This window comes from Kitasatospora sp. HPM-01-4 (assembly GCF_051374625.1).
Classification (GTDB): Bacteria; Actinomycetota; Actinomycetes; order Streptomycetales; family Streptomycetaceae; genus Kitasatospora.
This window is the reverse complement of the sequence record NZ_JBPQGP010000005.1, coordinates 7,234,869-7,260,108: the sequence shown is the minus strand read 5'-3', so window position 1 is coordinate 7,260,108 and position 25,240 is coordinate 7,234,869. Positions and strand designations below refer to the sequence as shown.

The 25,240-nt window shown below is 74.3% G+C and carries 23 protein-coding genes; 9 read left to right on the top strand and 14 right to left on the bottom strand.

The window, feature by feature from the left end:
• Positions 1-103 precede the first annotated feature (103 nt).
• Positions 104-1,636: a hypothetical protein gene (locus tag ACSMTC_RS31710; RefSeq protein ID WP_436563165.1), complete on the bottom strand. Its 1,533-nt coding sequence runs from the start codon at positions 1,634-1,636 to the stop codon at positions 104-106.
• A gap of 387 nt (positions 1,637-2,023) precedes the next feature.
• Between ACSMTC_RS31710 and ACSMTC_RS31705 the strand changes: the two genes are divergently transcribed.
• The 4 genes from ACSMTC_RS31705 to ACSMTC_RS31690 all read left to right on the top strand — a co-directional run bounded on the left by ACSMTC_RS31705 (position 2,024) and on the right by ACSMTC_RS31690 (position 5,566).
• The gene (locus ACSMTC_RS31705) at positions 2,024-2,524 is read left to right on the top strand and encodes a hypothetical protein (protein WP_436564871.1); all 501 of its coding nucleotides are present in this window, start codon (positions 2,024-2,026) and stop codon (positions 2,522-2,524) included.
• Positions 2,525-2,890: 366 nt separating this feature from the next.
• Complete coding sequence (locus tag ACSMTC_RS31700) at positions 2,891-3,667, top strand: LamB/YcsF family protein (protein WP_436563164.1); 777 nt, start codon at positions 2,891-2,893, stop codon at positions 3,665-3,667.
• Positions 3,668-3,746: 79 nt separating this feature from the next.
• Entirely contained in the window at positions 3,747-4,409 is a 663-nt protein-coding gene (pxpB, locus tag ACSMTC_RS31695; protein ID WP_436563163.1) for a 5-oxoprolinase subunit PxpB, read from the top strand.
• A gap of 293 nt (positions 4,410-4,702) precedes the next feature.
• Positions 4,703-5,566, top strand: coding sequence for a 5-oxoprolinase subunit C family protein (locus ACSMTC_RS31690; protein ID WP_436564870.1), 864 nt, complete (start codon positions 4,703-4,705; stop codon positions 5,564-5,566).
• A 119-nt stretch (positions 5,567-5,685) separates the two neighbouring features.
• On the opposite strand, the gene ACSMTC_RS31685 is transcribed toward ACSMTC_RS31690, so the two are convergent.
• The 6 genes from ACSMTC_RS31685 to ACSMTC_RS31660 all read right to left on the bottom strand — a co-directional run bounded on the left by ACSMTC_RS31685 (position 5,686) and on the right by ACSMTC_RS31660 (position 12,585).
• Entirely contained in the window at positions 5,686-6,975 is a 1,290-nt protein-coding gene (locus ACSMTC_RS31685; protein WP_436563162.1) for an RNA polymerase sigma factor, read from the bottom strand.
• Positions 6,972-7,361, bottom strand: coding sequence for a YciI family protein (locus ACSMTC_RS31680; RefSeq protein WP_436563161.1), 390 nt, complete (start codon positions 7,359-7,361; stop codon positions 6,972-6,974). Before ACSMTC_RS31680 ends, ACSMTC_RS31685 begins: the two co-directional genes overlap by 4 nt.
• A gap of 401 nt (positions 7,362-7,762) precedes the next feature.
• A complete protein-coding gene (locus ACSMTC_RS31675) occupies positions 7,763-8,140 on the bottom strand; it encodes a hypothetical protein (protein WP_436563160.1) in 378 nt (125 codons plus the stop codon).
• A 199-nt stretch (positions 8,141-8,339) separates the two neighbouring features.
• Positions 8,340-9,095, bottom strand: a complete 756-nt coding sequence (locus ACSMTC_RS31670; RefSeq protein WP_436563159.1) for a DUF1775 domain-containing protein — start codon at positions 9,093-9,095, stop codon at positions 8,340-8,342.
• Positions 9,096-9,308: 213 nt separating this feature from the next.
• A complete protein-coding gene (locus ACSMTC_RS31665) occupies positions 9,309-10,784 on the bottom strand; it encodes a HEAT repeat domain-containing protein (RefSeq protein ID WP_436563158.1) in 1,476 nt (491 codons plus the stop codon).
• Between the two features lie 334 nt (positions 10,785-11,118).
• Positions 11,119-12,585 (bottom strand): DNA-binding protein NsdB, encoded by a 1,467-nt coding sequence (locus ACSMTC_RS31660; RefSeq protein ID WP_436563157.1) that lies wholly within the window; start codon positions 12,583-12,585, stop codon positions 11,119-11,121.
• Positions 12,586-13,093: 508 nt separating this feature from the next.
• Between ACSMTC_RS31660 and ACSMTC_RS31655 the strand changes: the two genes are divergently transcribed.
• Positions 13,094-14,254 (top strand): aminoglycoside phosphotransferase family protein, encoded by a 1,161-nt coding sequence (locus ACSMTC_RS31655; RefSeq protein WP_436563156.1) that lies wholly within the window; start codon positions 13,094-13,096, stop codon positions 14,252-14,254.
• 329 nt (positions 14,255-14,583) lie between these two features.
• On the opposite strand, the gene ACSMTC_RS31650 is transcribed toward ACSMTC_RS31655, so the two are convergent.
• From ACSMTC_RS31650 to ACSMTC_RS31640, 3 genes are all read right to left on the bottom strand, one after another.
• The gene (locus ACSMTC_RS31650; RefSeq protein WP_436563155.1) at positions 14,584-15,786 is read right to left on the bottom strand and encodes an acyl-CoA dehydrogenase family protein; all 1,203 of its coding nucleotides are present in this window, start codon (positions 15,784-15,786) and stop codon (positions 14,584-14,586) included.
• 339 nt (positions 15,787-16,125) lie between these two features.
• Positions 16,126-16,620: a hypothetical protein gene (locus ACSMTC_RS31645; RefSeq protein WP_436563154.1), complete on the bottom strand. Its 495-nt coding sequence runs from the start codon at positions 16,618-16,620 to the stop codon at positions 16,126-16,128.
• Between the two features lie 926 nt (positions 16,621-17,546).
• Positions 17,547-17,804, bottom strand: coding sequence for a DUF397 domain-containing protein (locus ACSMTC_RS31640; protein ID WP_436563153.1), 258 nt, complete (start codon positions 17,802-17,804; stop codon positions 17,547-17,549).
• A 432-nt stretch (positions 17,805-18,236) separates the two neighbouring features.
• Here ACSMTC_RS31640 and ACSMTC_RS31635 point away from each other — a divergent pair, with 432 nt between their 5' ends.
• Positions 18,237-18,749 carry a PTS-dependent dihydroxyacetone kinase phosphotransferase subunit DhaM gene (locus ACSMTC_RS31635; protein WP_436563152.1) on the top strand — a complete coding sequence of 171 codons (513 nt, stop codon included), beginning with the start codon at positions 18,237-18,239 and terminating at the stop codon, positions 18,747-18,749.
• A 46-nt stretch (positions 18,750-18,795) separates the two neighbouring features.
• Here the strand turns inward: ACSMTC_RS31635 and ACSMTC_RS31630 are convergent, their stop codons facing one another.
• Together ACSMTC_RS31630 and ACSMTC_RS31625 are read right to left on the bottom strand one after the other, a co-directional pair.
• Positions 18,796-19,275, bottom strand: coding sequence for an NUDIX hydrolase (locus ACSMTC_RS31630; protein WP_436563151.1), 480 nt, complete (start codon positions 19,273-19,275; stop codon positions 18,796-18,798).
• 171 nt (positions 19,276-19,446) lie between these two features.
• Positions 19,447-19,698 (bottom strand): hypothetical protein, encoded by a 252-nt coding sequence (locus ACSMTC_RS31625; protein ID WP_436563150.1) that lies wholly within the window; start codon positions 19,696-19,698, stop codon positions 19,447-19,449.
• A gap of 439 nt (positions 19,699-20,137) precedes the next feature.
• On the opposite strand from ACSMTC_RS31625, the gene ACSMTC_RS31620 reads away from it, so the two are divergent.
• On the top strand, positions 20,138-21,136 hold the full coding sequence (locus ACSMTC_RS31620; protein ID WP_436563149.1) for a polysaccharide deacetylase family protein: 999 nt from the start codon (positions 20,138-20,140) through the stop codon (positions 21,134-21,136).
• A 58-nt stretch (positions 21,137-21,194) separates the two neighbouring features.
• On the opposite strand, the gene ACSMTC_RS31615 is transcribed toward ACSMTC_RS31620, so the two are convergent.
• Complete coding sequence (locus ACSMTC_RS31615; protein WP_436563148.1) at positions 21,195-21,977, bottom strand: glutamate racemase; 783 nt, start codon at positions 21,975-21,977, stop codon at positions 21,195-21,197.
• A 197-nt stretch (positions 21,978-22,174) separates the two neighbouring features.
• On the opposite strand from ACSMTC_RS31615, the gene ACSMTC_RS31610 reads away from it, so the two are divergent.
• Both ACSMTC_RS31610 and ACSMTC_RS31605 read left to right on the top strand, forming a co-directional pair.
• On the top strand, positions 22,175-23,314 hold the full coding sequence (locus ACSMTC_RS31610) for a glycosyltransferase (RefSeq protein WP_436563147.1): 1,140 nt from the start codon (positions 22,175-22,177) through the stop codon (positions 23,312-23,314).
• 175 nt (positions 23,315-23,489) lie between these two features.
• Entirely contained in the window at positions 23,490-24,266 is a 777-nt protein-coding gene (locus ACSMTC_RS31605; protein WP_436563146.1) for an SAM-dependent methyltransferase, read from the top strand.
• A gap of 51 nt (positions 24,267-24,317) precedes the next feature.
• Here ACSMTC_RS31605 and ACSMTC_RS31600 read toward each other — a convergent pair whose 3' ends face one another.
• Entirely contained in the window at positions 24,318-24,971 is a 654-nt protein-coding gene (locus ACSMTC_RS31600; RefSeq protein ID WP_436563145.1) for a thiol:disulfide interchange protein DsbA/DsbL, read from the bottom strand.
• Positions 24,972-25,240 lie beyond the last annotated feature (269 nt).

The following is a 25,240-nucleotide window of genomic DNA, read 5'->3' as shown; positions in this document are numbered from 1 at the left end:
GGGTGCGAGGGAGTGGCGGCGGGCCGTCTCGGGCGCGGGAAGGTGCGCGGAGGCGGCCACACCAGGTGCGGAGGCGGCCACGCCAGGAGCTGACGGTACGTCATCAGCTCGCATCCTTGCGGTCGGCCGCCATTCCCACGGCGTCCAGCAGGGCGCTGCCGACGATCAGGTCGGCGCCGCCGAACTCCGGATCGTCCAGCCGGGTGCCGTCGTCGACCGCGAAGAGCAGGCGCTCCTCGCCCTGGCGGTACGCCGTGCCGACCGGCGGGCTCGCGGCGTGCACGGCCAACAGGGCGACCAGATAAGGGAGTTCCGGGTCCTGGCGGCGGGCCTCGGCGAGCAGGCCGGAGAGGCGGCGCGGCGCGTCGGCCGGGAGGTCGAGCAGCTCCAGCGCCGCCTCCAGCTGGGCCTCGGAGAAGCGGCTGTCGTCGGGGGTGGCGACCAGGTCGGGGTCGGGCAGCTCGGCACCGAGGTGCTCGCGTTCGACCGGCGGGGTGAGCAGCAGGTCGACCAGGTCGGCGACGCGTACCGAGACCGGGGTGCGCAGACCGATGCCCCGGGTGAAGAAGGCGTCGGTCGGCCGGGTGGCCTCGGCTATCGGCAGGCCGAGCAGCGGGGCGAACAGCTGGCCGTAGAGGTCGATGCCGCTGCGGGCACCGGGTGTGGCGAAGGCCTGGCGGTCCTGCTCGGCGCGGAACAGCGGACCGGCCTCCAGCAGACGGGTCTGCAGCTGGGTGTGGCGGCGGATGCAGTCCTTGACGATGTCGACCAGCTCGGCGGCGCGGCGCTTGTGCTCCGGCCCCTCGGCCTCGTCGCGGGCCTTGCGGATGTTGGTGAGGATCGCGTTCTCGTGCCGGTAGCGGTCCGAGATGTGGTCCAGGGCCTCGTCGATCAGGTCGGGGATGGCCTGCATCCAGTCCACCGCGCGGACGTTGCGCCGGGTGGCCTCCAGGGCGCGGCGCAGCGTCTCGGCGTACTGGACGGTGCGGTAGCGGGCCTGCTCGGCGGCGAGCTGGGCGTCGGCGAGACGGCCGCGCCTGATCAGCACCTCCAGCTTGACCTCGGCGGCGATCTGAGCGGACGTCACGTCGGTGTCGAGCGCGCCGACCAGGACGTTGACCGCCTCGTCGGTGGTGCGCAGGTAGACGCCGCCGTCGGGGCCCGGCACCTCCTCGATCAGCTTGAAGTCGTAGTCGCGCCTGACGTACTCGCCGTCGCTGCCGAAGGTGCCGTAGACCATGCGGAAGCCGCGGTCGACGCTGCCGACGTTGATCAGCGACTCCAGCACCCAGCGGGCGACCCGCTCGTGCTCGGCGCCGGTGCGGCCGGGGTTCTGCGCGGCGACCCGGGGCAGCAGGCGGGCGAGCACGGCGTCCCGGTCCGCCCCGGTGTCGAAGTCCATGTTCAGCGTGACCAGGTCGATCACGGCCAGGCCGATCTCGGCCATGGTGTACGAACCGTACTCGCCGGCCAGGTTGACCTTGCGGCTGTCGAGGTCGTGCAGCGGGGCCGTGCAGGCCAGCGCCTTGAGGCGGCGGGCGAGCCCTTCGTCGGCGGCCGGGCCCGGGGCGGGCCGGGCGGCTGCGGCGGGCGGCCGGAGCTCGGCCTCGGCGCTCTGATCTGCGATGGCGGTCACGGGGGACAAGATTAGAGGTTCACACCGGCAAGATTCGAAACGAGTCCGGTTGCCCCGGCCGCCGGGGCCGCGAAAGGGGGCCGCGGCAGAGTTGAACGCGTTCAGTTCCAGGTCTACAGTCGGTCGCGGAACGGCCGGACGATGGTCTCCGGCCGCCATTCGGACATGTGGGGGCCTGGCATGGAAAACCCGGGAGCCATCGGGACCGCCGACGGACCGAGCTCGGGCGGAGGCCGCAGCGGCGAGCGCCGCGGGCGTGGTGACCTCGCGGGCGGGGACGGACCGGACGAGGGCCGCGGAGGCGGCGGCGCGGGCGGGGACCGGCGAGGTGGAGCCGGTACCGCCGGTGACCACGCGGCCGGGGGCGGCGCCGCCGGGGCCCGTGAGCTGCGCCGGGTGAGGGCCTGGCTGTGGATCTTCGTGGTCTGCCTGGTGGTGAGCGGACTGACCGCCTTCCCGCTGCAGACGGAGTCGCGGTGGCTGGCCGAGTCGATCGCCGGCTCGCCGGTCGGCCACGCCTTCCCGGCCGCGACCGCCTGGGCTGAGCGGATCCGCGACGGGATCGCCGACACCAACGCCCACTACCCCTTCCTCGCCTATGGCACCGACTGGCTCGCCTTCGCGCACCTGGTGATCGCGGTGGCCTTCTGGGGACCGATCCAGGACCCGGTGCGCAACGTCTGGGTGATCAGGTGGGCGATGATCGCCTGCGCCGGGGTCATCCCGCTGGCGCTGATCTGCGGTCCGCTGCGCGACATTCCGCTGTGCTGGCGATTCATCGACATGTCGTTCGGCGTGGTGGGCGTGGTCCCGTTGCTGATCGTGCTGCGCGGGATCCAGCGGCTCGAACGGATCACCGCGCTCCCGCCCGGCCCGGTGGCGGCCTGACCCCGGGGTGACCGGCCTGACGGGTCACCCGGAGCACGGGACACCGCCCGATCAAGCGCACCTGCCCCCAACCCGCCACGAAGCGGCCCGGCTTCCCGCAAGGCGTCCTCAGGCCCACGCGGAACCGCACGGCCGGTGTTCACACGCCCACGCGGAACCAGACAGCCGACGCGCCGCCCGAGGTCCTGCGAGGCGGGGTGGCCCGTGCCTTTGGGCGGCTTTCCACCGGTTGGCGGAGCGCGTGACGCCCCGGTGCGCGCTCCACCGCCGGGTCACACTCACCCCGGCCACCGGACAGGCCCTACGATCAACCCGAACAGCGGGCATGGGCAGGCACGGCAGCATGACGCGGGAGGCGGGCGTGGCGTGGCTGATGCGGTGATCGATCTCAATGCGGATCTCGGTGAGGGGTTCGGACGTTGGAACCTGACCGATGACGAGGCCCTGCTCTCCGTGGTGACCAGCGCCAACGTGGCCTGCGGTTTCCATGCCGGTGACCCCTCGATCATGCGCCGGGTCTGCGCGCTGGCCGCCGAACGCGGCGTGCGCATCGGCGCCCAGGTCTCCTACCGCGACCTGGCGGGCTTCGGACGCCGGGCGATGGACGTACCGCCGGAGGAACTGGCCGACGAGATCGCCTACCAGATCGGCGCACTCCAGGTCTTCGCCCGCGCGGCCGGCTCCCGGGTCTCGTACGTGAAACCGCACGGTGCCCTCTACAACAAGGTGGTGGGCGACTCCGACCAGGCGGAGGCGGTGGTGGCCGGGGTGCTGCGGGCGGGGGCGGTGTGCGACGGGCCGCTGCCCGTGCTCGGGCTGCCCGGTTCGCGCCTGCTGGCGGTGGCGGAGGGCGTCGGACTGCCGGTGGTCGCCGAGGCCTTCGCCGACCGGGCCTACACCTGGGCGGGCACCCTGGTGCCGCGCGGCGACCCGGACGCCGTGGTGCACGCACCGGAAGCGGTGATCGCACGCGCCGTCGGCATCGCCAGGGACGGCCTGGTCACCGCGGTCGGCGGCGAACCGGTCGCGGTCGAGGCCCGTTCGCTCTGCGTGCACGGCGACACCCCGGGCGCGGCACAGCTCGCCTGGCGGGTACGCGGCGCACTGGCCTCGGCCGGTGTACGGGTCGAAGCCTTCACCTGACGGGACTTGACACAGAGCGGACCGGTTGCGGGCCCGGGCGCGGCCGGGGGGCAGTGACGCTAGCAGGGGGTGGCGAAACATGGCAGAAGGTTTGGCAGTGCGCCAGGTCGGCGAGGACGCGGTGCTGGTGGAGACCGACCGGATCGAGCGGGTGACCGCCCTGTACGTCGAACTGCTGGCCCGGCGGCACGAACTCCCGGAGATAGCCGAGATCGTGCCGGCCGCGCGCACCGTGCTGCTCGACGGTGTCGCCGACCGTCCGCTGCTGCTGCGGAAGTTGAGCGAGTGGACGGTACCGCTGCAGCCGTCCGCCGAGGGTCCGCTGGTCGAGGTCCCGACGGTCTACGACGGCGCGGACCTGGCCGAGGTCGCGGAACTGTGGGGCGTCTCGCCGGAGGCGGCGGTCCGGATCCACAGCGAGCCCGAGTACCGGGTGGCGTTCTGCGGCTTCGCCCCGGGCTTCGGCTATCTGACCGGGCTGCCCGAACGCTGCGAAGTGCCCCGCCGCGAGACCCCGCGCAGCTCCGTACCGGCCGGATCGGTCGCGCTGGCAGGCTCGTTCACCGGGGTCTATCCGCGCTCCTCCCCCGGTGGCTGGCAGCTTCTCGGCCGCACCGCACTCGCCCTGTGGGACGTCCGGCGCGACCCTCCGGCGCTGCTCGCCCCCGGTGTCCGGGTGCGGTTCGTCCCGGTCGGGGACGCCCGTGACAGCGGTCGGATCCTGCCGGGGGGCGGCCGGTGAGCGGCCTGCCGGCGGCACGTCCCGGCCCGTCGACGGCGCCCCAGGGAGTCGGACCCCACGGTCCCGTCCGCACGAGCTCCGTCCCGGCCCCGGGCACCGCCCCCGACCCGAGCTCCGTCCCCGCCCCGAGCACCGCCCCCGACCCGAGCTCCGTCCCCGCCCCGAGCACCGCCCCCGACCCGAGCTCCGTCCCCGCCCCGAGCAGCGCTCCCGCCCCGGGCACCGCCCCCGCCCCGGGCGCCGTCGCGAACGAGCCGTCCCGGCGTCCCGGCCGCGAACGGTCGACGGGCGGCCTGCTCGTCGTGCGCCCTGGCCCGCTGACGACCGTCCAGGACCTCGGACGGCGAGGCGCGGCACACCTCGGCGTACCGCGCGGCGGCGCACTGGACGAGCCCGCCCTGCGCGCGGCGAACCGGCTGGTCGGCAATCCCCCGGGCACGGCCGCCCTGGAGACCACCGTGGGCGGCGTCGCGCTGGAGGCGCTCGCTCCGCTGCTGGTCGCGGTGACCGGCGCGCCCGCACCCGTGCGGGTGGACGGGCGCCCGGCCGCGTGGGGCGCACCGGTCGCGGTACCCGCGGGCGCGGTGGTCGAGGTCGGCCCCGCCACGTACGGGGTGCGCAGCTATCTGGCGGTGGCGGGCGGACTCGCGGTGCCCGAGGTGTTCGGCAGCCGCTCGGCCGATCTGCTGTCCGGGCTCGGCCCCGCCCCGCTGACGGCAGGTCAGATGCTGCCGGTCGGCCCTGTCGCCGGACGGCGTCCGGCGGCGGACCTGGTACCGCTGCCCGCTCCCCCGGCCGAGCTGGTGCTGCGCCTGCGGCCGGGCCCGCGGTCCGACTGGTTCGCCACCGAGGCGCTGACCGGGCTGGCGCGTGCCCGCTACCGGGTGGCGGCGGCCAGCAACCGGATCGCACTGCGCACGGAAGGACCCGCACTGACCAGGGTCCGGGACGGCGAACTCCCCAGCGAGGGCATGATGCTGGGCTCGGTCCAGGTCCCGCCGGACGGCCTTCCGGTGATCTTCCTCGCCGACCACCCGACCACCGGCGGCTACCCGGTGATCGGCGTCGTCCCGGCTCCCGACCTCGCCGCCGCCGCGCAGGCCCGCCCGGGCACCCCGCTGCGCTTCTCCCTGCTCCACGGCCGCTCCGCCCGCTGACGCGGCCGGCGACGACCCGCCACCCGACGGGCGCGCTCCGTCGAGCGGTCGGATCCGCCCCCGCCGCATCGGTGCGGCCGAGCCCCGACGGAGGAACACCGGGCCCCGCGCGGCACCCTCTAGCCCTCCAACTCCGCCAGCCGACGCTCCAGTTCGGCCCGTTCGACCGCGTTGCCGGTCAGCGACAGGGCCCGCCGGTACGCCCTGGCCGCACCCTCACGGTCCCCGGTCTGCCGCAACAGCTCGGCCTGGGCCGCGTAGAGCGGCTGGTAGCGCGCCAGCCGGGGGTCGTCGAGCAGCGGCGCCAGCACCTCCAGTCCGGCCTGCGGGCCGCTGGCCCGGGCGAGGGCCACCGCGCGGTTGACCTCGACCACCGGCGAGGGTGACAGCCGGCCGAGCGCCAGGTACAGCCCGGCGATCCGCGCCCAGTCGGTCTGTTCGGCGCTCGGCGGCTCGACGTGCAGCGCCGCGATCGCGGCCTGCAGCTGGTACGGGCCGGGGCGGCGCAGCGCCATCGCGGCGTCCAGCACATCGAGCCCCTCCCGGATCCGCGCCCGATCCCAGCGGGAGCGGTCCTGCCGGTCCAGCGGGACGTAGCGGCCGTGTGCGTCGATCCGGGCGGCCCGGCGGGCGTCGTGGAGCAGTATCAGCGCCAGCAGGCCCCTCACCTCGGCGTCCTCGGGCATCAGAGCACTCAGCAGCCGCCCCAACCGGATCGCCTCACCGCACAGCTCGCCCCGGACCAGCCGGTCGCCCCCGGACGCGCCGTAACCCTCGTTGAAGATCAGGTACAGCACGGACAGGACGCCGTCCAGCCGGCCGGGCAGCGCCTCACCACCCGGCACGCGGTACGGGATGCCGGCTTCGGCGATCTTGCGCTTGGCCCGTACCAGGCGCTGGGCCATGGTGGTCTCGGCGACCAGGAAGGCCCGGGCGATCTCCCCGGTGCTCAGGCCGCCGAGCGTCTTCAGCGTCAACGCCACCCGGGCGGGCAGTGCGAGTGCGGGATGGCAGCAGGTGAAGATCAACCGCAACCGGTCGTCAGTGAACTCGGCGCCCTCACTCTCGGCAGGGTGCTCCTGTGCGTCGAGGCGTGCGAGCTCGGCCAGCCGGGCGGCGCGGTCGGCCATGGCCCGCTCCCGCCGCAGCCGGTCGATCGCCTTGCGGCGCGCGGTCACGGTGATCCAGGCCGCGGGGTTGGCCGGGATCCCGTTCTCGGGCCAGGTGTCGAGTGCCGCCGCGAAGGCCTCCTGGACGGCGTCCTCGGCGAGCTGGAAGTCGCCGAGGTGCCGGATCAGTGTGGCGAGCACCGCGCCCTGCTCGGCGCGGAACGTGCGTTCGACGGTGGCGGCCGGTCCAGGCGGCGCCTCGGGCTCCGCCGCCGGCCGCCACTCGTCGTTCGAGCTCACGCCCGGTCCCGCTCCTGTCCCGCCCGCTTGCCGGCGGCCTCGGGCTGACCCCAGACCGGCCGCACCTCGACCGAGCCGTAGACGCTGCTCGGCATCCGCGCCGCCCATTCCAGCGCCACGTCGAGATCGGGCGCCTCGATCAGGAAGTAACCGGCCAGGTACTCCTTGGTCTCCGCGAACGGCCCGTCGGTCAGCTGCGTCTCGCCGCCCCGCACCCGGACGGTCGTCGCCGCGTCCGGCCCGGCGAGCCCGTCGTTGGCGAGGAACAGGCCGGCCTCCTTGAGGTCCTGGTCGTACCGCATCCACCGGGCGTGCTGCTCGCGCATCTCCTCGGGCGCGGGGCCGCCCTCGGTCGGCAGGTAGTTCAACAGCATGTACCTGGGCATCGTGACTCCTCGGTCGGTATCGGCCTCATCGGTGTAGGCCTGATCGGCATCGGCCGCTCGTTCGGCGGCCTCGTCCAGGACGACGCCGCAGGTTGGCCGGATTCGACACCTCCGGAAAGATTTTTTTTCGGATTCTCGGAAATCCGCTGGTGAGATCGTCGAACAAACGGCCGGCACCGCTTGGCTCCCGGTCCCGGGCCTACGGCGGGCCGGCCGTGGCGGTACCGAGACCCGGCCGCAGGCTACCGACCCCGCCCGCCGAACCGCCCTCGACAGGCCGGTCCGCCGCCCGGCGCCACCCGATCGCACCGCCGTCGGCCCTTGGCGCCGATCACAGGCGGTCCGACACCGGGCCGACCGGGCCCGACCCACCGGGACGCGCAACTCCCGCCGAGCGGCGCTCAGTTCTTCCGCAGGACGGCGAGAAAGGCGTCGGGCTTCTCCAGGCTCAGGCGCAACTCCCGCAGCCGTACGGGGAACTGGACCGCATAGGCACGTACCGCGGGGTCCAGCTCCAGCCGGACCAGGCCCTTGGACGAGCCGTTGACCAGCCAGTGCCCCGCGAAGCCGTGCACGCCCCAGCCGGTGACCCCGCCACTGTCCGGTCCGGCGGAGCGGATCGCCTTCAGCGGGATCCGCGCGCGGAAGGCCCAGCCCATCCGCACCGTGACCATCCCGTCCCCGACCCGGACACCCGCCCAGCGCCGCCCGAGACCGAGCACGGTGGCCGGCAGGAGGAACCAACTGTCGTAGCGCAGTGGGAAGTCGGAGGTAGTCACCTCGTCAGCCTCTCACGCCGTCAGTCAAGGGAATGAGGGTTCGAACAGTCCATACGCGCTACATACGCCTTCGACCGCTTCCGACGCCCGTGACCGCCTCCGCGCACCCCGCAGGCCGGTGGCCGCACCGGAACGCGACCGCCGCGGGACACCCCGACGCGCCCGGCTCGGCCGCACCCGGCCCGCCGACGCCCGTGGCTCAGCTCGCGGCGGAGCGCCGGCGCCACCAGACCACGCCGCCGACGGCCGCCGCCAGCACCACCAGGACCGTGACGACCACGGGCAGGCTGCCGGACGACGAAGTGCTGTCGGACGCCTTCGCCGAGGCCGAGGCCGACGCGGACCCGGACGCGGGCGCGGGCGCGGAAGCGGGGGCGCTCGCCGGTCCGGTGGCCGTGGCGGTGGCGGCAGCGGTCGGTGTGGCGGGCGTGGCCGACGGGTCGGCCGGCAGCGGGGTCGCCCCGGGGGCCGCGGCCGCCAACTTGAGTACGGGCGCCGGGTGTTCCGGGGTGACCCCGGCCTGCGGCAGCTCGATCCAGCGGTCGACATGGCCGTCCGTGTAGGTGACCAGCGACTTGAACACCAGCTCCTTGGCGTCCGGCAGCTGCCGCACCTTGATCCTGTACGCGGCGGCCTTGGACGGTGCCAGCGCGGGGCCGGCCACGGTGTACCCGTCGGCGGCGGGCGCGAGCGTCCACCCCTGGGGACCGTCGGCGAGCGTCACGTCCCCGGGCGCGATGCCCGAAGGCAGCGCCACACGGATCTGGCTGATGCCGGCCGTGTCCGACTCGCCCTCCGCGTTGAAGGAGACGACCGCGCCGACGGCCAGCGCCTGCGCCCCGTCCGACTCGACCTCGACGTGGGCCAGCGCGGGGCTCGCCAGCGCGAGCACGCTCGCCAGAGCGGCGATCGGCACGGCGGCACGGGCCGGGATACGGAAACGGCGCAGGGACACGGCTGCTCCAGGGGGACGGAGGCACGACGGCGGCACGGAACGGCGGAGCGCACGACGGCGGGCGGCAGAACGGCCCCGCCATCATGCCCCACCCGGCACCGGACCGGAAACAGGGCCTCCGCGCGCCGCGCGGCCAGGGCGGAATCCGGCCGGGCGACCGTGACGGCCCGATGCGGGCGGCCACGGTTGGACCCGGCGAGGGACCTCAGGGCACTAGGTACGGTCCCGCGCGGTCAGCCGCCCGCGCACCGCCGCGTGCACCTCGGCCTCCTCCGCCGGGTCGGCGGCGAGGTGGCGCAGCCGCTCCAGGACCCGGACGTCGCCGGTGGTGGTGACATGGCGGGCGGCGAGTTCGCGGGTGGTCTCCTCGCAGTCCCAGAGGCACTCGACGGCGATGCCCCGGGCGAAGTGCGTATCGGTCACGGCGAGGGCCCGGGCCGCGCGGCCGCGCAGCTCCGAGGAGGCCGCCTCACCGTAGATATGGCGCAGGGCGGGTACGGCGTGCGCGGCGGCCAGCCGCCCCGCTCCGTCCACCAGGGTGCCGAGCCCGGCACCGCTGACCCCGCGGACCGAGAGCCAGCGGCGCAGCGCGGCGACCACCAGCGGGCTGTCGCAGGGCTCCCCCGTGTCGGCCAGCAGCTGGACGGCGGCCTCGCCGAGGGCGCTGTCGGCTCCGCCGCTGTCCGGGTCGGCCCAGCGGCGGGCGTGGTTCAGGACCTCGGGGCCGCGCATCCGTCCGACCAGCTCCAGGGCGGCGTGGACGACGCGCTCGTCGATGTCGCCGGCGGCGGCCTCGATGAGGGCCGCCGCCTCGGGATCCTGCTGGTCGACCAGGTAGCGCAGGGCGGCGATCCGGGCACCGGGGGCACCTTCGAGGGCGGCCTCGAGTACGGCCTCGCGGTCCTGCGGGCGGCGTACCACGGCGGCCAGACAGCGCGCCGCGGCGGCGGCCCGGCGGGCCACGGCTCCGCGGTACGGCTCCCCGTCGCCCGACATGCCGTCGTCCGCCGCGGTCGTACCCGGCTCGGAGCGGTCGGCCCAGGCGAGCACATCGGCGGTGCTCCAGCCCGGGGTGACACCGCTGCGGTTGAGCTGGCGCTGCCAGAGGTCGAACGGCGACTGCTCGCTCGCGGCGGCGATCCTCGGGTACTGCGCGGCCCACAGCCGCCACGGCCTCGGTTCGTACGCTGAGCGGATCGCGGCCCGCAGCTCGGCCTCGCCGCGCTCGTCCTCCGGGAACCGGGCCAGGACGGCGGGGGCGAGCGAGAGCAGTGAGCGGTCGTCGTCGCGCAGCGCCAGCTCGTCCAGGGCCCAGGCCCAGTTGGTGCCGACGGCGACGTACCCGCGCAGCAGGTCGAGGGCGTCGCGGCGCCCGTAGGCGGCGAGGTGGCCGAGCACGGCGAGGGCGAGGCCGGTGCGGCCCTCGTCCTGGTCGTAGACGTCGGCGGGGTGGTGAAGATGCTGCTCAAGGCCGCTGAGTGGAGCTTCGAGCTCCATGTAGAGCCGGGCGTAGTAGAGCGAGCGGTTCTCGACCTGCCAGTCAGCGCGCGGGTCGCTGGTGACGCATTCCTCAAGGGCGGCGAGCGCCTCGGCGCGGTCGGCTGCCAGCGCATGCAGCTGCCCGTCACCGCGGCCTCGCTGGAGGAGGCCGAGGAGGCTGGCGCTGGGCGCTATCACTGGCTCGAACATGAGGTCAGCATCCGTTGCGGCGGTCGTCGTGGGCAACGGGATTTCCGTCGCCGGGGGTTACTGGTCGGTCCTGCGTGGGCGCCCCGGGCGCCGGAATCACCGAAGGTTACCGCCTGGGCGCCCCTTACGCACACAGGACCGAGCAGGACTACCCACACTCCGCCACCATGACACCGGAGCCGGATGGTACGTGCCGGTTCCACCCGGAACGGTACCGAAATCTCCCGATGCCGCACCCGGCTTGCACACAACTCGGCGTACGGCGCGGCGCGGCAGCGACCTGATCAAGCCACCACCGCGCCGCGCCGGCTCCGTGAGTCCGCCGCGGATCCGGTCAGATCGCGCGGGGCTTCGGCGGCATCACCGAGTGGATCTCGTCACGTAGCTCTGCCACCGCCGGGACGCCCTGGTACCTCGCCGACAGCCGGTACATCTCGCGCAGCCGGTCCCAGGTCCGCATCGAGGAGGTCTGGTTGATCGCCGCGAGCGCCATCTTGGCCTGGACCTGGGCCTCGTCCGGTTCGCCGGAGATCCAGTACACCGAGGCGAGGGTGATCCGGTCCAGCAGGACGGAGCGCTCCCGTCCGCTCCTGGCCCGCTGCTCGATCGCCAGGCAGGCGTGCCGTTCGGCCAGTTTGGCGGCGCCCGGGTCGTGTTCGGCGAGCGTCCGGTAGACCAGGGCCTGCATACCGTGCAGTTCGGCCTCGTCGAAGAGCAGCATCCAGCTCGGCGCCGGCTCGTCGGCGCGCTGCACGAAGAGCCTCTCGGCCTCGCCCAGCACCCTCCTGGTCGCCTCCGAGTGGCCGAGCGAGGCCTGCGCCCAGGCCTCGATGGTGTGCAGCATGGCCCTGGTCTGCGGCAGGGCGCGGTCGCCGCTGCTGGCCTGGGCGAGCTGCATCAGCTCCAGGGCGTCGTCGGCCCGGCCGAGGTGCAGCATCTGGCGGGCCGCGCGGGAGACCGCCTCGCCGGCCCGGGGACGGTCCCCGGCCTCCCTGGCGGCCTGGGCGGCGATCACGAAGTACCGCTGTGCGGTGGGCTCCAGGCCCACGTCGTGCGACATCCAGCCGGCCAGCACCGACAGGTTGGCGGCCACCGTCCACAGCCGCTGCTTCACCGCCGGGTTCAGATCGTGTGTCAGCAGGCCCCCGACCTCGTTCAACTGGCCGACCACCGCCTTGCGTTGGAGGCCGCCGCCGCGGGAGGCGTCCCAGGCCCGGAACACCTCGACCGAGTGTTCCAGCGCGGCCACCTCGTCGGTGCCCACCGGTCCGGGTTCATAGACGTCGATCACCGGGTCGGGGCCGCCCCGGGCGAACACCTTCCGGGGCCCCGGGCGTTCCGCCGCGTACGCCACGTCGGGGCCGCTGAGCCAGTCGTACAGGTTGTCGGCGATGACGGCACCGGCCGTGAGCGCGGCTGACGCCCCCACAAATCCGCGTCGGTTGAGCATGAGGTCCATTCCCGTGAACTCGGTGAGGACCGCGGCCGTCCGATCCGACTCCCAGGGTTCTGCCGGCGGCGTCGTACCGGACCTGGTTCGCCGGTGTCGTTCCAGACCGAGGTCCTCAGTGGTGACGACACGGCCGAGCCGCTCCGTGAACACGGCTGCCAGCAGTCTCGGCACGGGATCGCGCGGGATCTCCCCCTGCTCGATCCAGCGCCGCACCCGCGAGGTGTCGGTGGACAGCTGCTGCTGGCCCATCGCCGCACCGCGCCGGTTGACCAGCCTGGCCAACTCGCCCTTGGACCAGCCGGTCAGGGCGAACAAGTCGGCGAGTCTGGTGTTCGGCCCCTTGCTCACGTGAAGCCCCCAGGAATTCCTCGGCTGCCCCGACAGTAGTAGCTCCGTCATGTGCCACGCGACCATTCGCCATGCTTCGCCAGGGTCCGCCACATGGTGTACCAGTGGCCATCTGGTGTCAGGTAGGAGTGCGCCACCTCGACTCCGGGTCGGGACGGCCGACGACCGGCCAGGACACCCTCCTGACCGCTCGTCGGCGACCGTTCCGTCGGCCTCGTCCGTGGGGGTGGCGCGGCCGGGTGGCGCGCAGGCGCCGGGCACGGCCACGGCGGTCGCGGCCTCCGCACTTCCCCAGGGTGCGGAGGTCCGCCACCGCCGCTGCGGGCTTCCGAAGCCGCACCGTCCGTGCCCGGCGCCTGCGTTCCACCCCTCGGACCGGCCGGCGGTCGGTCCGAGGCCCTGACGGTGCGCCAGGAACCCGCGCCACCGGGGCACTCCGTACACGTCAGGGCGTCGGCTCTCACCGGCAGGGGCCACCGAACGGCCAGGAAGGGATTCTCACCACCCCATGTACTCCTCAGCCACCAGCGGCACCACCCAGACCCGCACCGCGCTGCGTCCCCCCAACGCAGTGCCCGGCGGCCGACCAGGGCAGGGCCCGGTCCCGCGTGGTGCCGAACTCCGCGACCCGCGCGCGCTCGCAGGCCGCGGCCCGGTCGGGCAGGTCCCGCTCCGGCCGGCCGACCAGCTCGCCGGGCGCGTCGGGGCCGACCGGCTGCTGCGCGGCAGGCACCTGGACCCCTCGGTGGACCGGGTCGACCCGGCCGCCCTGCAGACGCCCGCCGTGCGGGCGGTGCTCGCCAACATCTCGCGGATATGTCCCGCCTTCCTCCCCCGCCAGGTGCTCCGGGAGGGCAGCCAGCACATCCTGATCGCCGGCACCATCGGCCGGGCCCCCGTGGTCGCCAAGTGCCTGGCGCCGCAGGCCCTGCGCAGCGAGCAGCACGTCCAGCTGGTCGAACGCTTCCACCACGAGGTGGCGGTCTACCGGGCCTTCGTCCGGCACCGTCCGCCGGTCCGGCTGCCGCGGCTGGTCGCGGCCGACCACGACCGCTGCGTCCTGGTGCTGGAGCGGGTTCCCGGCCGGCCCGCCTCGAGGGAGCGGCACCCGGTCAACGCTCCGACGCCCGGCGAGGTGCGCGCGGTGCTCGGCGCGGTCCGGACGCTCAACCTGTGGCGTCCGCCGGCGGACGTCTTCGGCAGGCCGCTCGACTACCAGCTGGAGGTCGCCAGGTTCCACTCGGTCGGGCTGCTGACCGACCGCGACGCGGGCGACCTGCGCCAGCTGCTGCACGGGGTCCAGCACACCTCCTGGCAGCTCTGCCACGGTGACGCACTGCTGGGCAACATCCTGCTCGCCCCCTCGGGCCCGGTCCTGCTCGACTGGGAGCAGGCCGGCTGGTACCTGCCCGGGTACGACCTCGCGGTGCTGTGGAGCGTCCTCTCCGGGGACACCGCCGCCCGTCGCCAGATCAGCCAACTCGCCCAGTCCGGCGGGACGGTGGCGCGGGACGCGTTCCTGGTGAACCTGGTGCTGGTGCTGATGCGCGAGATCCGGCTGCACGACCTGCCGGGTGCGGGCGAGGAGCAGCGCATCATGATCCGGCGGCTGTACGACGACGCCGCGCTCGCCCGCCGAGCGGTCCGCGCGGCGGTTGGCACTCGCTGACGGGAGTTGCTCAGCGGCCGTACGGGAGGGCAGCGCCTCCAGGGGTGCGAGGCACCGCGCGGGACGGAAGGCCGGGGATTCGCACGTCACCGGAGAGGTCGGGTCGTACCGCCCATCGGGCGGTACGCGGGCGTCGCCGCCCACCGCCCTCGGCTGACTGCGACGGCCTTCCGGATCCGCGGCTCCCCGCGCCCCTGGCCGGTGCGATCCGCTCCCTCGGGTCTGCAACCGGCTCGCGCGGTCTTCCGCCCGTTGGGGGCGCTGCCCTCCCGCACCCCCCGAAAGCAACTTCGCGCCCCCGAAAGGATTTTCGTGCGCCTCTGTGTGCCTCAGTGCGCCCGGCGCGTGCCGCGCTCCAGGGCGGCGCGTCCGACGGCATCGAGCACCACTTCGTCGGCCGGGAAGTACACCCGGCCGCTGAGGATGTCGCGCAGGTAGCGCTCCAGCGGGTGGCGGCGGCTGAGACCGGGGTTCCCGGTCAGGGTGACGGCCTGCTGGACGGCCGCGGTGGTGGAGCGGTTGACGATCAACTGGGCCGCGGAGCTGCGGGCAACCGCCGTCGGGTCACCCCGGTCGACCGCGGCGGCCAGGCCGGCCACGAGCTCCTCCGCGGCGATCAGTGAGCTCTCTATCTCGCCGAGGGCACTCCGGTAGCGGGGAAGGCCGGCCAGCGGCTCGGTCAGGTTGGCCGGGGTCCGCTGGCCGAGGAAGCGCACCAGCCAGTCCTGCGAGGCACGCGCCACACCCAGGTGGACGGCGCACAGCGCGAGGTCCTGCCAGGCCTGGTCGAGCCGTTCGGCGGCGAGCTGGGCCTCCGAGCGAGGTCCGTCCGCCTCGGCCAGCCCGATCACGGCATCGGCCGGCACCCGTACGCCGCTGAGCAGCACGTCGTGTCCGGCGCTCGCGCGCAGCCCGAGCTGGTCCCAGACCGGGTCGATCTCGATGCCCTCGGTGTCACCGCGGACCAGGAACAGGCCCGTCCGCGCGACCGGTTCGTCCGTCCTCGCCCAGACCGCCATCCAGGCCAGTGCCTCGGAACCGGTGCAGTACGTCTTCCGGCCATGGAGCGCCCAGCTGCCGTCGGCCTCGCGCCGGGCCACCGTGGCGGGGAGGCCGGCCGCGCCACCGGGTTCGGTGCGCAGGGTGTTGACCAGCGCGGGCCCGCGCCGGGACTCGGCGAGCAGTCTGCGGTAGACCGGGGTCGGCCAGCGGGCGGCCCTGGCCTGCTCGGCGTGCTGGAGCAGGGTGAAGGCGGCGAGGACGGCCACCGAGGCGTCGCCGCGCCCGAGTTGGCAGAGCACCCGGACGGTGTCGGTGAGCGTTCCGCCCGGGCCGCCGTACCGCTGGGCCACCGTCAGGGTGAGCAGGCCGGCCTCGTGCAGCGCCTCGACGCCCTGGTAGGGGAAGGTGGCGTCCCGGTCGTGCTCCTCGGCGCGGGCGGCGAGCAGGTCGACCACCCGGGGCAGCCGGGCCAGTGCCTCGGCGACACCTGCCGGGCCGTCGGTCGAAGGATCGGCGGAACGGGTGCTCATGATGCTGGGGCCTCCGGGGCGGCAGCGTGAAGCTCGGCAGACTGCGGGCGGCACACCGACGGGTGTGCGATTCCGGACGCGGCGGCCTTGAACGTGGCAGCCCGGCCGATCGGATCAGCCGGGCTCGCGCCGCCGGGGGAACGGACGGTTCCCCCTCAGCGGTCCGGACACACCGCGCTCGCGGTGCGCCGCAGGTCGAGATAGCTGCGACGGGTCAGCAGCAGGCGGCGACACGACATGCCCGCGACTGTACGAAGCGTTGATCGAACCCGTCAAGCACGCCCGGACCGGGACGGAGCACCCACCGGCCGGCGCCACCACGGCGGCTCCGGGGGCGGATCAGCCCTGCTGGAACATGTCCGCGGGCAGCGGCTTCAGCAGCTGGTAGAGATCGTCCGAAATCGGTCGGTCCCAGGAGGCGATGGTGACCTGGACTCCGTCGCTGCGCCCGAACTGGGCGCAGAACACCCGCTCCTCGCTGACCTTGACCTTCCTGACGATCAGAAGATCGTCCCCGAGCATGACCGGGAAGTCCTCCGCCGAGACGAACTCGACCGGTTCGTCGTTCTCCAGCGCCTCGAGCAGCTGGTGGACCTCGAACGGCACCCCGTCGGCCGTGTCCCTGGCCGGGGAGCCCTCCGGCAGGTTGCCGATGAACATCGCCGGACCGCGACCGCCGAACAGGTCGTACCGCAGGAAGATGCCCTGGCAGGAGCCGTCGGGGGCGCTCATCATCATGGCGCCGAAGTGGCCGGGCCAGTCCCCCGGGTCCATTGCGAGCACGTCGAAGTCCGGTCCTGTGGGCGAGCCGGAGCGACGGCGGAGAAATGACATGGCACCCATCGTACGTGCCTGTCAGCGGCCGGTTCACGGGGCGGGTGGGGGCTCGGCCGAGATCCACGCTCAGAGACCAATGTTGACTCTGAGCAACCACCCGGGCTACGTTCGGTTCTGCACGGCAGCCGCTGTGGAGTCGATCCACCGGGGGGCGGCATGTCGCAGCGCGCCCGCGTGCGCGTTTCCTCACTGCACATGCCATGCGACACTCACCAGAACCGCCGGATCACTTCCAGCTGTCCACAGACCACTCAGCAGCAACGCACAACACCAGAAGCCAGGTTCGCGGGGCCCCAGGCCCGTCGCACTCGCGGACCTGCCCGGGACACCGCCGCGTGGGGGCGTGCGGATCCCGGGCACCGGTTCCACCACCCGAGTCGCTCTCGGGCCGTTGGGGCCACGCCTCCCGGCGACTGCCGGCCTCTTCGGAGGCCGGGACCGGCCGACGCACCCGGGTGCGTTCGGGGCTTCACCTACGGGAGGTGCTCGGCACTCGTGCCGGGCTGCACAGCAGGCGCCGTGTACGGCCGCGTGGGGGCGGTCGGCACGGCGTCTGTTGTCTGCTCTTACTGTGGGCCGTTACTTGTCCAGCAGTCAACGAGTTTCGGGCCGCCAGATTTATTCTCAGTCTCGGCTCATATCGCCGACGGCTCCCGGCCCGGCCGGAGACGGCCGGGCGGAGCAGGCTCCCCGATCTTCCCGGGGCAGACCGGAACTGACACGCCACCAGCCGGCCGGATCCGGTCGGATCCGATCCGACCGGTGTGTTCCGGCCTCCGCCCCGCTGCTTCGGCTTGGGCTCCGGCTCCGGCTCTGGCTCCGGCTCCGGCTCCGGCCGGAACGCTCCGATCCCGGCCGGATCAGATCGATCCTTGCCGGGACCGGAGCGTTCCGGATCGGTTCACCCTGACCAGGCCGACCGGTCAGGTGAGGTCGAACTCGCCGTCCCTGGCCCCGAGCACGAAGGCGCGCCACTCCGCCGGGGTGAAGACCAGCACCGGGCCCTCCGGCTGCCGTCCGTCCCGCATCGCGATGTACCCCTCGACGAAGGCGATCTGCACATCACCCACCCCCTGGCTGCTGGAGAGCCACTCGGCGTCGGTGAGGTCCAACTTCGGCTTCCGACCGCCCTCCAGGGTCCCCGTGCCACCGCTCTCCGTGCTCGCCCCGCTTGTGGCCACTTCTGCGCTCCTCCCGACGACATTCGAAGCCCCAGCGTAGCCATAGCCACCCAAGGCGGAAGGCGTTGTACCCAGGTCTCCTCCGACGGGTGCGAGTAAGCCGGTTCCGGCCGTGGCCCGGCGGGGACTGTGCTAACGGGGGACACGGCCCGGGTTCGCCCCGGCGGGCACGCCGGGCTGCGAGAGTGTTGCTCTCACGCCCCTGCTCTCACGCCCCGCGCCGATCAAGCCCCCTCCGATCCGGCACTCACCGGTCCAGTACCGCACCACCGGTCCGGCTCCGCACCACCGGACCGACTCGGCCCGCGCGACCGCCCTGCCTCAACAGCCCCACCCCCACCACCCCCACCACCCCCACCAGCCCCAGCTGGCACCAGCCCAGACCCGCCCACCAGCCGGGCCCTTCCTCGCCCTGGCCGACAGGAGCAGCCGATGGACCGCCGGGACGCCCCCCAGGCCGACGTCATCCCGATCTCTACCGCGCCATCCGCACCGCAGGCCGGTACCCAGGCCGCCCGGTCGACCCGGCCGGCGGGACACGGCCGGGTCGGTGTGGTGCTGGTCTCGCACAGCGCCGAACTCGCCGCCGCCACCGGCGCGCTGGCGGTGGCCCTGGCGCACAGCGAGGACCCGGCCCCCGTCGCCACCACCGGCGGCAGTCTGGGCGACGGCCCGGGGACCAGTGCGGTCCTGATCGCCGCCGCCGCCCGCCGGGTCGACCAGGGCCACGGGGTCGCCGTCCTCTCCGACCTGGGCAGCGCCGTCACCACCGTCCGGACGCTGCTGGCCGAGGCGGAGGAGCACGGGTTGCCCTTCCCGGTCCGCTTCGCCAACGCCCCGTTCGTCGAGGGCGCGGTCGCCGCCGTGGCCACCGCCACCGCCGGCGGCGACCTCGCGGCGGTCCTGGACGCGGCCGAGGAGATGTACCGCCAGCACAAGATCTGAGGGCTCCGCCGTCCGGCCGCGACCGGTCAGCCGCCCTAAGGGGTGCTCAGGCGCCCGAGAAGGCGAAGGCGGTCGTGCCGTCGAAAGCCAGGGCGACGTCGATCCTGCGCCGGCTGTACTCGTCGAGCTCGGGCAGCGCGTCCAGCCGGAACCAGCCGACCTCGAAGGACTCGTCGTCGTTCACCCGGGCCTCGCCGGACACCGGACGGCAGCGGAAGGTCAGGTCCAGGTACTGGGCCTGATCCCCGTTCGGGTAGTGCAGGAGCTCGGAGACCGTCACCGAGGTCAGCGCCTCCGGCAGCACCGTCAGACCGGTCTCTTCCAGGCACTCCCGCACCATCCCGTCGGCGGGCTCCTCCCCCGGGTCGAGAATGCCCCCGATCAACGCCCAGCGGCCGTTGTCGGACCTGCGGTTGAGCAGCAGCCGGCCCTGTTCGTCGACGATCACCGCGGTGACGGCGGAGAGCCAGAGCGGACGGGTCCCCACGAAGGAGCGGAGCTCGGCGAGGAAGGGTGGGATGGCCATGGGCCGACTTTACGCGCCGGGCGGTCCCGGTACTCCCGCGGCCCCCGGCGCCCGGTACGCCGTCCTCGCGCCCCGCGCACCCGCCCCAGCCCGCCACGGCGGCCGCAAGCCTCTCGCCCGCGTCCCCGTCCCGTCACCCGTGGGACGGCGGAACGGGCCGGCAGGAGCGGCTCAGGGTCCGGTGCTCCGGAACAGGGCCAGCGCCACCCGGACGAGCAGCAGTACCCCCGCGGCCAGGCAGCCGGCCACCGCCATCGCCCAGGCCGGCCCGTCGCTCTCGGGAACGGCCACCGCCACCAGGATCCCGACGGCTACACAGGCCGCGCCGACCAGGCCGAGCAGCAGCCGGTGCCGTTCCAGGGCGCAGCCGCCGAACAGCCGGGTGAGACGGCTTCCCGGCTGCTCACCTTGGGTCTCTCCCATGGCACCCACGGTATCCCGGCCGACGCGGCCTGTTCGACCCGGCGCTGCCACGGCCCCGGCGCACCGATGGTGGTGCCGCGCGCCCCCGGGTGGGACCCGATGAGCCGTGGCACGCCCCTTGAGCGGCCCGCACACCGCCGTAAAAATCCATGGTCCGCAGTACAACCATCGGCGGACCTCGGTGGTCTCCCTTACATCGACCGAGCCTGACCACCGATTCAACCGATCCGACCTACCCGACCGCTCCGACCGCTCCGACCGCATCAGGCAGAACCACTGCATCAGCTGGACCGTCCAGGACCGTCCCCGGCGAGGGTTGGGAGTCGCCCCTGCCGTGGACCGGAGACCTCGGGTGCGGAGCCGCCGCGCCCTGGTGCCGGAGGCCTTGTGCGGCGCTCCGGCGGCGCCACCACTCCGCATCGGCGACCGAGGGGGACCTGTGCCGTATCCCGAATCCACCACTGTCAGCACCCGCCCCGGCGGCTCGCCGCCGTCCGCCCTCTCCACTGCCCCCCTGCCCGAGCGGGACCGGGGCGGCTGGCTGCGCTTCTCCCCCGTCCAGCCGTTCTTCCGCGCCCGCGCCGCACAGCGTCTGGCCGTGCTGGCGTACCACGGAGTGACCGACCCTCGTTCCTTCGGCGCCCAGCTGGACCGGCTGCGCCGGCTGGCGACACCGGTCTCGCTGCAGGCCGTGGAGCGGGCGATCTCCGAGGGTCGGCCGCTGCCGCCGCGCAGTGTGCTGATCACCTTCGACGACGCCGACCGTACGGTGCTGACGCATGCGCTGCCCGCGCTCGCGGCGCGGCGGATCCCGGCGGCGGCGTTCGTGATCGCCGAGCTGATCGGCACCGACCGCCCGTTCTGGTGGCACGAGGCCGCGTTCCTGGCGCAGCACGGCGGTCAGGCGCGTTCGCTTCCGGTCGGCGGCCACCCCGGCCAGTTGCTGGCGCGGCTGAAGGCGCTGCCGGATCCGGACCGCCGGCGGACGCTGCACGAGCTGCGGGTCAGTGCCAGGCGCCGGCCCCCGGGGCAGGAGCAGCTCGGCCCGGAGGACCTGCGGGCGCTGCGGGCGGCGAAGGTGGCGATCGGCAACCACACCATGGGCCACCCGTGTCTGAGCCGGTGCGACGACGCGACGGTCGCCGCCGAGATCGTGGGCGCGCACCGGTCGCTCACCCAGTGGCTGGGCGAACCTCCGACGGCCTTCGCCTACCCCAACGGCGGGTACGAGCCCCGGGCGGATTCGGTGCTGCGGGGGCTCGGTTACCGACTGGGCTTTCTCTCGGACCACCGGCTCGGCCCCCGGCTGCCGGTCCATCCGCTGCGGATCAGCCGGCTGCAGGTGGACTCGACGACCTCCACCCGCCGGTTCGACACCATCCTGTCGGGGCTCGAACCGGCGGTGCAGCGCTGGCGCGGGCACGCCGCCGGGGAGTGAGGCGGGGCTCCCGTGGCCGGCCCGCGAGCGCGGTCGGCCCGCTTGGGGGAACGCGTGTTCAGCCGGCCGCGAGGACGGCGTCGGCGAGGGCCCTGCCCTGGGCGTAGTTCGCCGCCGCGACGGGCAGTGCGGAGACGCGGCCGCTGTGCAGGACGGTGAGGGTGCCGCCGCCGGTGGTGGACGCGGCGGCGCCGATCCGTCGCAGGGCCTGGGCGGCGACCGGGGCGGCCGAGCCGAAGCAGACCGGTCCGGGGGTGCCCCGGCCGATGGCGGCCCGGATCCGGTCCTCGACCAGTTCGTAGTGGGTACAGCCGAGCACGAGGGTGTCGGTGCCGGCGGGGGTGCGCGAGGCGGCGTTCGCGATGGCGGCGTCGATGGCGGCGTCGTCACCGTGTTCGACGGCGTCGGCCAGCCCGGGGCAGGCGATCTCCGTGACCTCCTGGGCCGCACCGCCGAACTCCTCGATCAGCCGGCGCTGGTACGGGCTGCCGGTGGTCGAGGGCGTGGCCCAGATCGCGACCCGTCCGCCGCCCGCGGCGGCCGGCTTGATCGCCGGTACGGTGCCGATCACCGGCAGCTCGGGCTCCAGCTCGGCCCGCAGCGCCTCCAGGGCGCGCACGGAGGCGGTGTTGCAGGCGACCACCAGCGCGTCCGGGTGGTACGCGGCGGCGGCCCGCGCGCAGGCAAGGGCGTGCGCCGTGACGTACTCCGGAGTGCGCGGGCCCCAGGGCATGGTGGCGGGGGCTGAGGAGAGCACCAGGTCCGCGTCGGGCCGCAGGTGTCGCACGGCTGCCGCAGCGGCGAGCAGGCCGATTCCGGAGTCCATCAGTGCGATCTTCACAGGGGACGACTCTACTGGACTCCTCGCTCCCCCTCCCGGGACGCCCTTGCCCGGCCCTTCGGCCCGCCAGTGGTCCAGACCGTTCCGGGACACCGCCGGAGCGGTGCGTCCCACGGCGGCCGGACCCGCCGGGAACGACACGCAGCCGCGGTCGACGGTTGGGGTGGGCCTGAGCCGGGGTGGGGCAGACTGCCGGGGTGACCGTACTGCTCTGGCTGTCGGTGGTGTCCCTGCTCGGCTGGCTCTGGCTCGCCGGTGGCCACGGTCTGTTCTGGCGGACCGATCAGCGGCTGCCGCCGCGTCAACCGCCCCTCCGCCGCCCGGAGGTGGCGATCGTCGTCCCGGCGCGCGACGAGGCCGAGGTGCTGCCCCTGAGCCTGCCGAGCCTGCTGGCGCAGAAGTACCCGGGTCGGGCGCGGGTGATCCTGGTGGACGACCACAGCGGCGACGGCACCGGCGCGCTCGCCCGGCGGCTGGCGGAGGCCGGCGGACTACCGCTGACGGTCACCACGCCTCCCCCGCTGCCGCCGGGCTGGACGGGCAAGCTCTGGGCGCTGCGGCACGGCGTCGAGCTGGCCGGGCCGGTGGACCACCTGCTGCTCACCGACGCCGACATCGCCCACGGCCCGGACTCGCTCGCCGAACTGGTCGCCGCCGCCGAGACCAACGGTCTCGACCTGGTCTCGCAGATGGCCCGGCTGCGGGTCGCCACCGGCTGGGAGCGGCTGATCGTCCCGGCGTTCGTCTACTTCTTCGCACAGCTGTACCCGTTCCGGTGGAGCAACCGTCCGGGTGCCCGGACGGCCGCGGCGGCCGGCGGCTGCTCCCTGGTACGGCGGGAGGCGCTGGAACGGGCGGGCGGGATCGCGGCGATCCGCGGGGCGGTGATCGACGATGTCTCGCTGGCCCGGGCGGTGAAGTCCACGGGCGGCCGGATCTGGCTGGGGCTGGCCGACCGGGTGGAGAGCGTCCGCCCCTACCCGCGACTGGCCCAGCTGTGGCGGATGGTCTCCCGCAGCGCGTACGCCCAGCTGCGGCGCTCACCCCTGCTGCTCGCCGGGACGGTGGCCGGGCTCGGGCTGGTCTACCTGCTGCCGCCGGCGGCGCTGCTGACCGGTCTGTCCGCCGGGCGGCCCGCCCTCGCCGCGACCGGCGGGGCGGCCTGGGCGCTGATGGCGGGCACCTTCCTGCCGATGCTGCGGTACTACCGCCAGCCCGCCTGGTCGGCGCTGCTGCTCCCGTTCACGGCCTTCCTCTACCTGCTGATGACGGTGGACTCTGCCGTCCAGCACTGGCGCGGCCGGGGTGCGGCGTGGAAGGGCCGGACGTACCGCTGAGGCCTTCAGGGGTACGGGGAGCCGGGTTGGCCGGACCCCCGCGGCGGGAAGCCCGCGTCCGCCAGCTCGGGAAGTCGCGCGCGCACGCCCAAGCGTCCGGCCGTGCGGCCCGCCGCCCGGTTCCCGGGGCGCCGCACTGTTCACAGCCGAGGCCGTACCGGCGCACACTGACCTGATGGACCGTGACCGGATCTCCCGTATCACCCACTCCGACCACCCCGTCGCGGCGCCGCTCTCGGACGAGTCGGTAGGACGGCTGCTGGAGCGCGTCCTCGGTGCCGGCGCCCGCCGGGTGCTGGACCTCGGCTGCGGCGAGGGCGCCTGGCTGCTGCGGGCGCTGGCGGCACGGTCGGAGCTGCGCGCGGTCGGCGTGGACGTGGACACCCGGGCGCTGGAGCAGGCCCAGCGGGCGGCCGCCGCACTCGGGGTGTCCCAGCGGCTCGGGCTGCACCACCAGGACGCCCGCGAGTTCAGCCACCCGGAGCCCTTCGACGCGGTGCTGTGCGTGGGTGCCACGCATGCCTTCGGCGGTCTGCTGCCGGCCCTCGCCGCGATCGACCGGCATCTGGCGCCGGGCGGTGTGGCGCTGGTCGGTGAGGGGTTCTGGGAGCACGAGCCGACCGCGGCGGTACTGGCGGGCCTGGGCGGCGCGGCCGCCGCCGACCACGACGATCTGGCGGGCACCGTCGACCGGGTCGCGGCCGCCGGGTGGACACCGGTGTACGGGCATGTCAGCAGCCTGTCCGAGTGGGACGACTACGAGTTCTGCTGGACCGGCTCGCTCGCGGCCTGGGCGCTGGACCACCCCGAGGATCCGGACGGCGCGGAGGCGGCGGCGGTGGCCGCCGAGCACCGCGCGGGGTGGCTCGGCGGCTACCGGGGCACGCTCGGGTTCGTCACCCTGGCCGTGCGGCGGACGGCCGGCCCGGGCACGGGCGGTACCGTCCGTTAGCCCGGGGCGCGGCGCACGGGCGGTACCGTCCGTTAGCCCGGGGCGCGGCGCTCAGGACTTGGCGACCAGGCCGTCCAGCACTTCGGGCATCCGCTCCACGCCGCCCGCGGCGGTCGGTGAGGTGCGGAAGCGGCCGCCCTGGACCAGGACGGTCGGTACTTCCTTCACCTGGTACCGGACCAGCAGGTCGGCCGCCCCCTCGGCGGCCCGGCCGACCTCCGGTGAGCGGTAGGCGGCGCGGAACGCCGCGCGGTCGATGCCGTGGCGCCGCGCCCAGTCGGCGGCCTGGTCCTCACCGGTCAGACGCTCGCCCTGTTCCTGCACGGCGCGGAAGGCGGCCAGCTGCAGGCGGTCCACCCGGCCCAGTTTCTCCAGCGTGTAGTACAGCCGGGCGTGGGCCAGCTGGACCCGCTCGTCGGGGCCGCCGCGCCAGACCGCGGGGATCCGGCGCAGGGTCACGTCGCCGTGGTGCCTGGCGGCCCACTGCTCCAGCGGCCGTTCCAGCCGGAGGGAGTGGCTGCAGCCGTACCAGAAGAACTCCACGGCCTCCTGGCGTTCCATGGTCCGGACCGCTCGGGGGTGGTCGAGGCGGTCGGACCGGGCGCCGTCGTGCGGGACGCCGGGCACGGCGGCGGCAGCGGTGGGGCCGGTGAGCAGTCCACCGGCGAGGGCGAGCAGGGCGGCAGTGCGCAGCAGAGAGTTCACGGACGCCAGCCTGCCAGTCACGGAGAGCGACCAGCCAGCCACCGGCCGGGGCACTGGAGCCCATTCACCCGATCAGCGTAGTTTGAAGACATGTCAGCCGGTATGTCCGTACGGGCCGATCCCATCGGCCGACGGCCCGATCGACACCTGCCGACAGCGGCCGACCCGGTCGGCAGTGGTCGATCCGGCCGGCTCCGGGCGTCGCCGGGGCCATGAAGCCCGTCCGCGGGCCCGTGCATCCGTGAGAGGTCAAACAGGCACCGGGGCAA

What these genes read in the sequence shown, in the direction of transcription:
- pxpB (WP_436563163.1), top strand. Translation starts at nt 3,747, where the DNA reads ATGGCAGAAGGTTTGGCAGTGCGCCAGGTCGGCGAGGACGCGGTGCTG.
- ACSMTC_RS31680 (WP_436563161.1), bottom strand. Translation starts at nt 7,361, where the DNA reads ATGCCCAGGTACATGCTGTTGAACTACCTGCCGACCGAGGGCGGCCCC.
- ACSMTC_RS31665 (WP_436563158.1), bottom strand. Translation starts at nt 10,784, where the DNA reads ATGTTCGAGCCAGTGATAGCGCCCAGCGCCAGCCTCCTCGGCCTCCTC.
- ACSMTC_RS31655 (WP_436563156.1), top strand. Translation starts at nt 13,094, where the DNA reads ATGTACTCCTCAGCCACCAGCGGCACCACCCAGACCCGCACCGCGCTG.
- ACSMTC_RS31650 (WP_436563155.1), bottom strand. Translation starts at nt 15,786, where the DNA reads ATGAGCACCCGTTCCGCCGATCCTTCGACCGACGGCCCGGCAGGTGTC.
- ACSMTC_RS31645 (WP_436563154.1), bottom strand. Translation starts at nt 16,620, where the DNA reads ATGTCATTTCTCCGCCGTCGCTCCGGCTCGCCCACAGGACCGGACTTC.
- ACSMTC_RS31635 (WP_436563152.1), top strand. Translation starts at nt 18,237, where the DNA reads ATGGACCGCCGGGACGCCCCCCAGGCCGACGTCATCCCGATCTCTACC.
- ACSMTC_RS31630 (WP_436563151.1), bottom strand. Translation starts at nt 19,275, where the DNA reads ATGGCCATCCCACCCTTCCTCGCCGAGCTCCGCTCCTTCGTGGGGACC.
- ACSMTC_RS31625 (WP_436563150.1), bottom strand. Translation starts at nt 19,698, where the DNA reads ATGGGAGAGACCCAAGGTGAGCAGCCGGGAAGCCGTCTCACCCGGCTG.
- ACSMTC_RS31605 (WP_436563146.1), top strand. Translation starts at nt 23,490, where the DNA reads ATGGACCGTGACCGGATCTCCCGTATCACCCACTCCGACCACCCCGTC.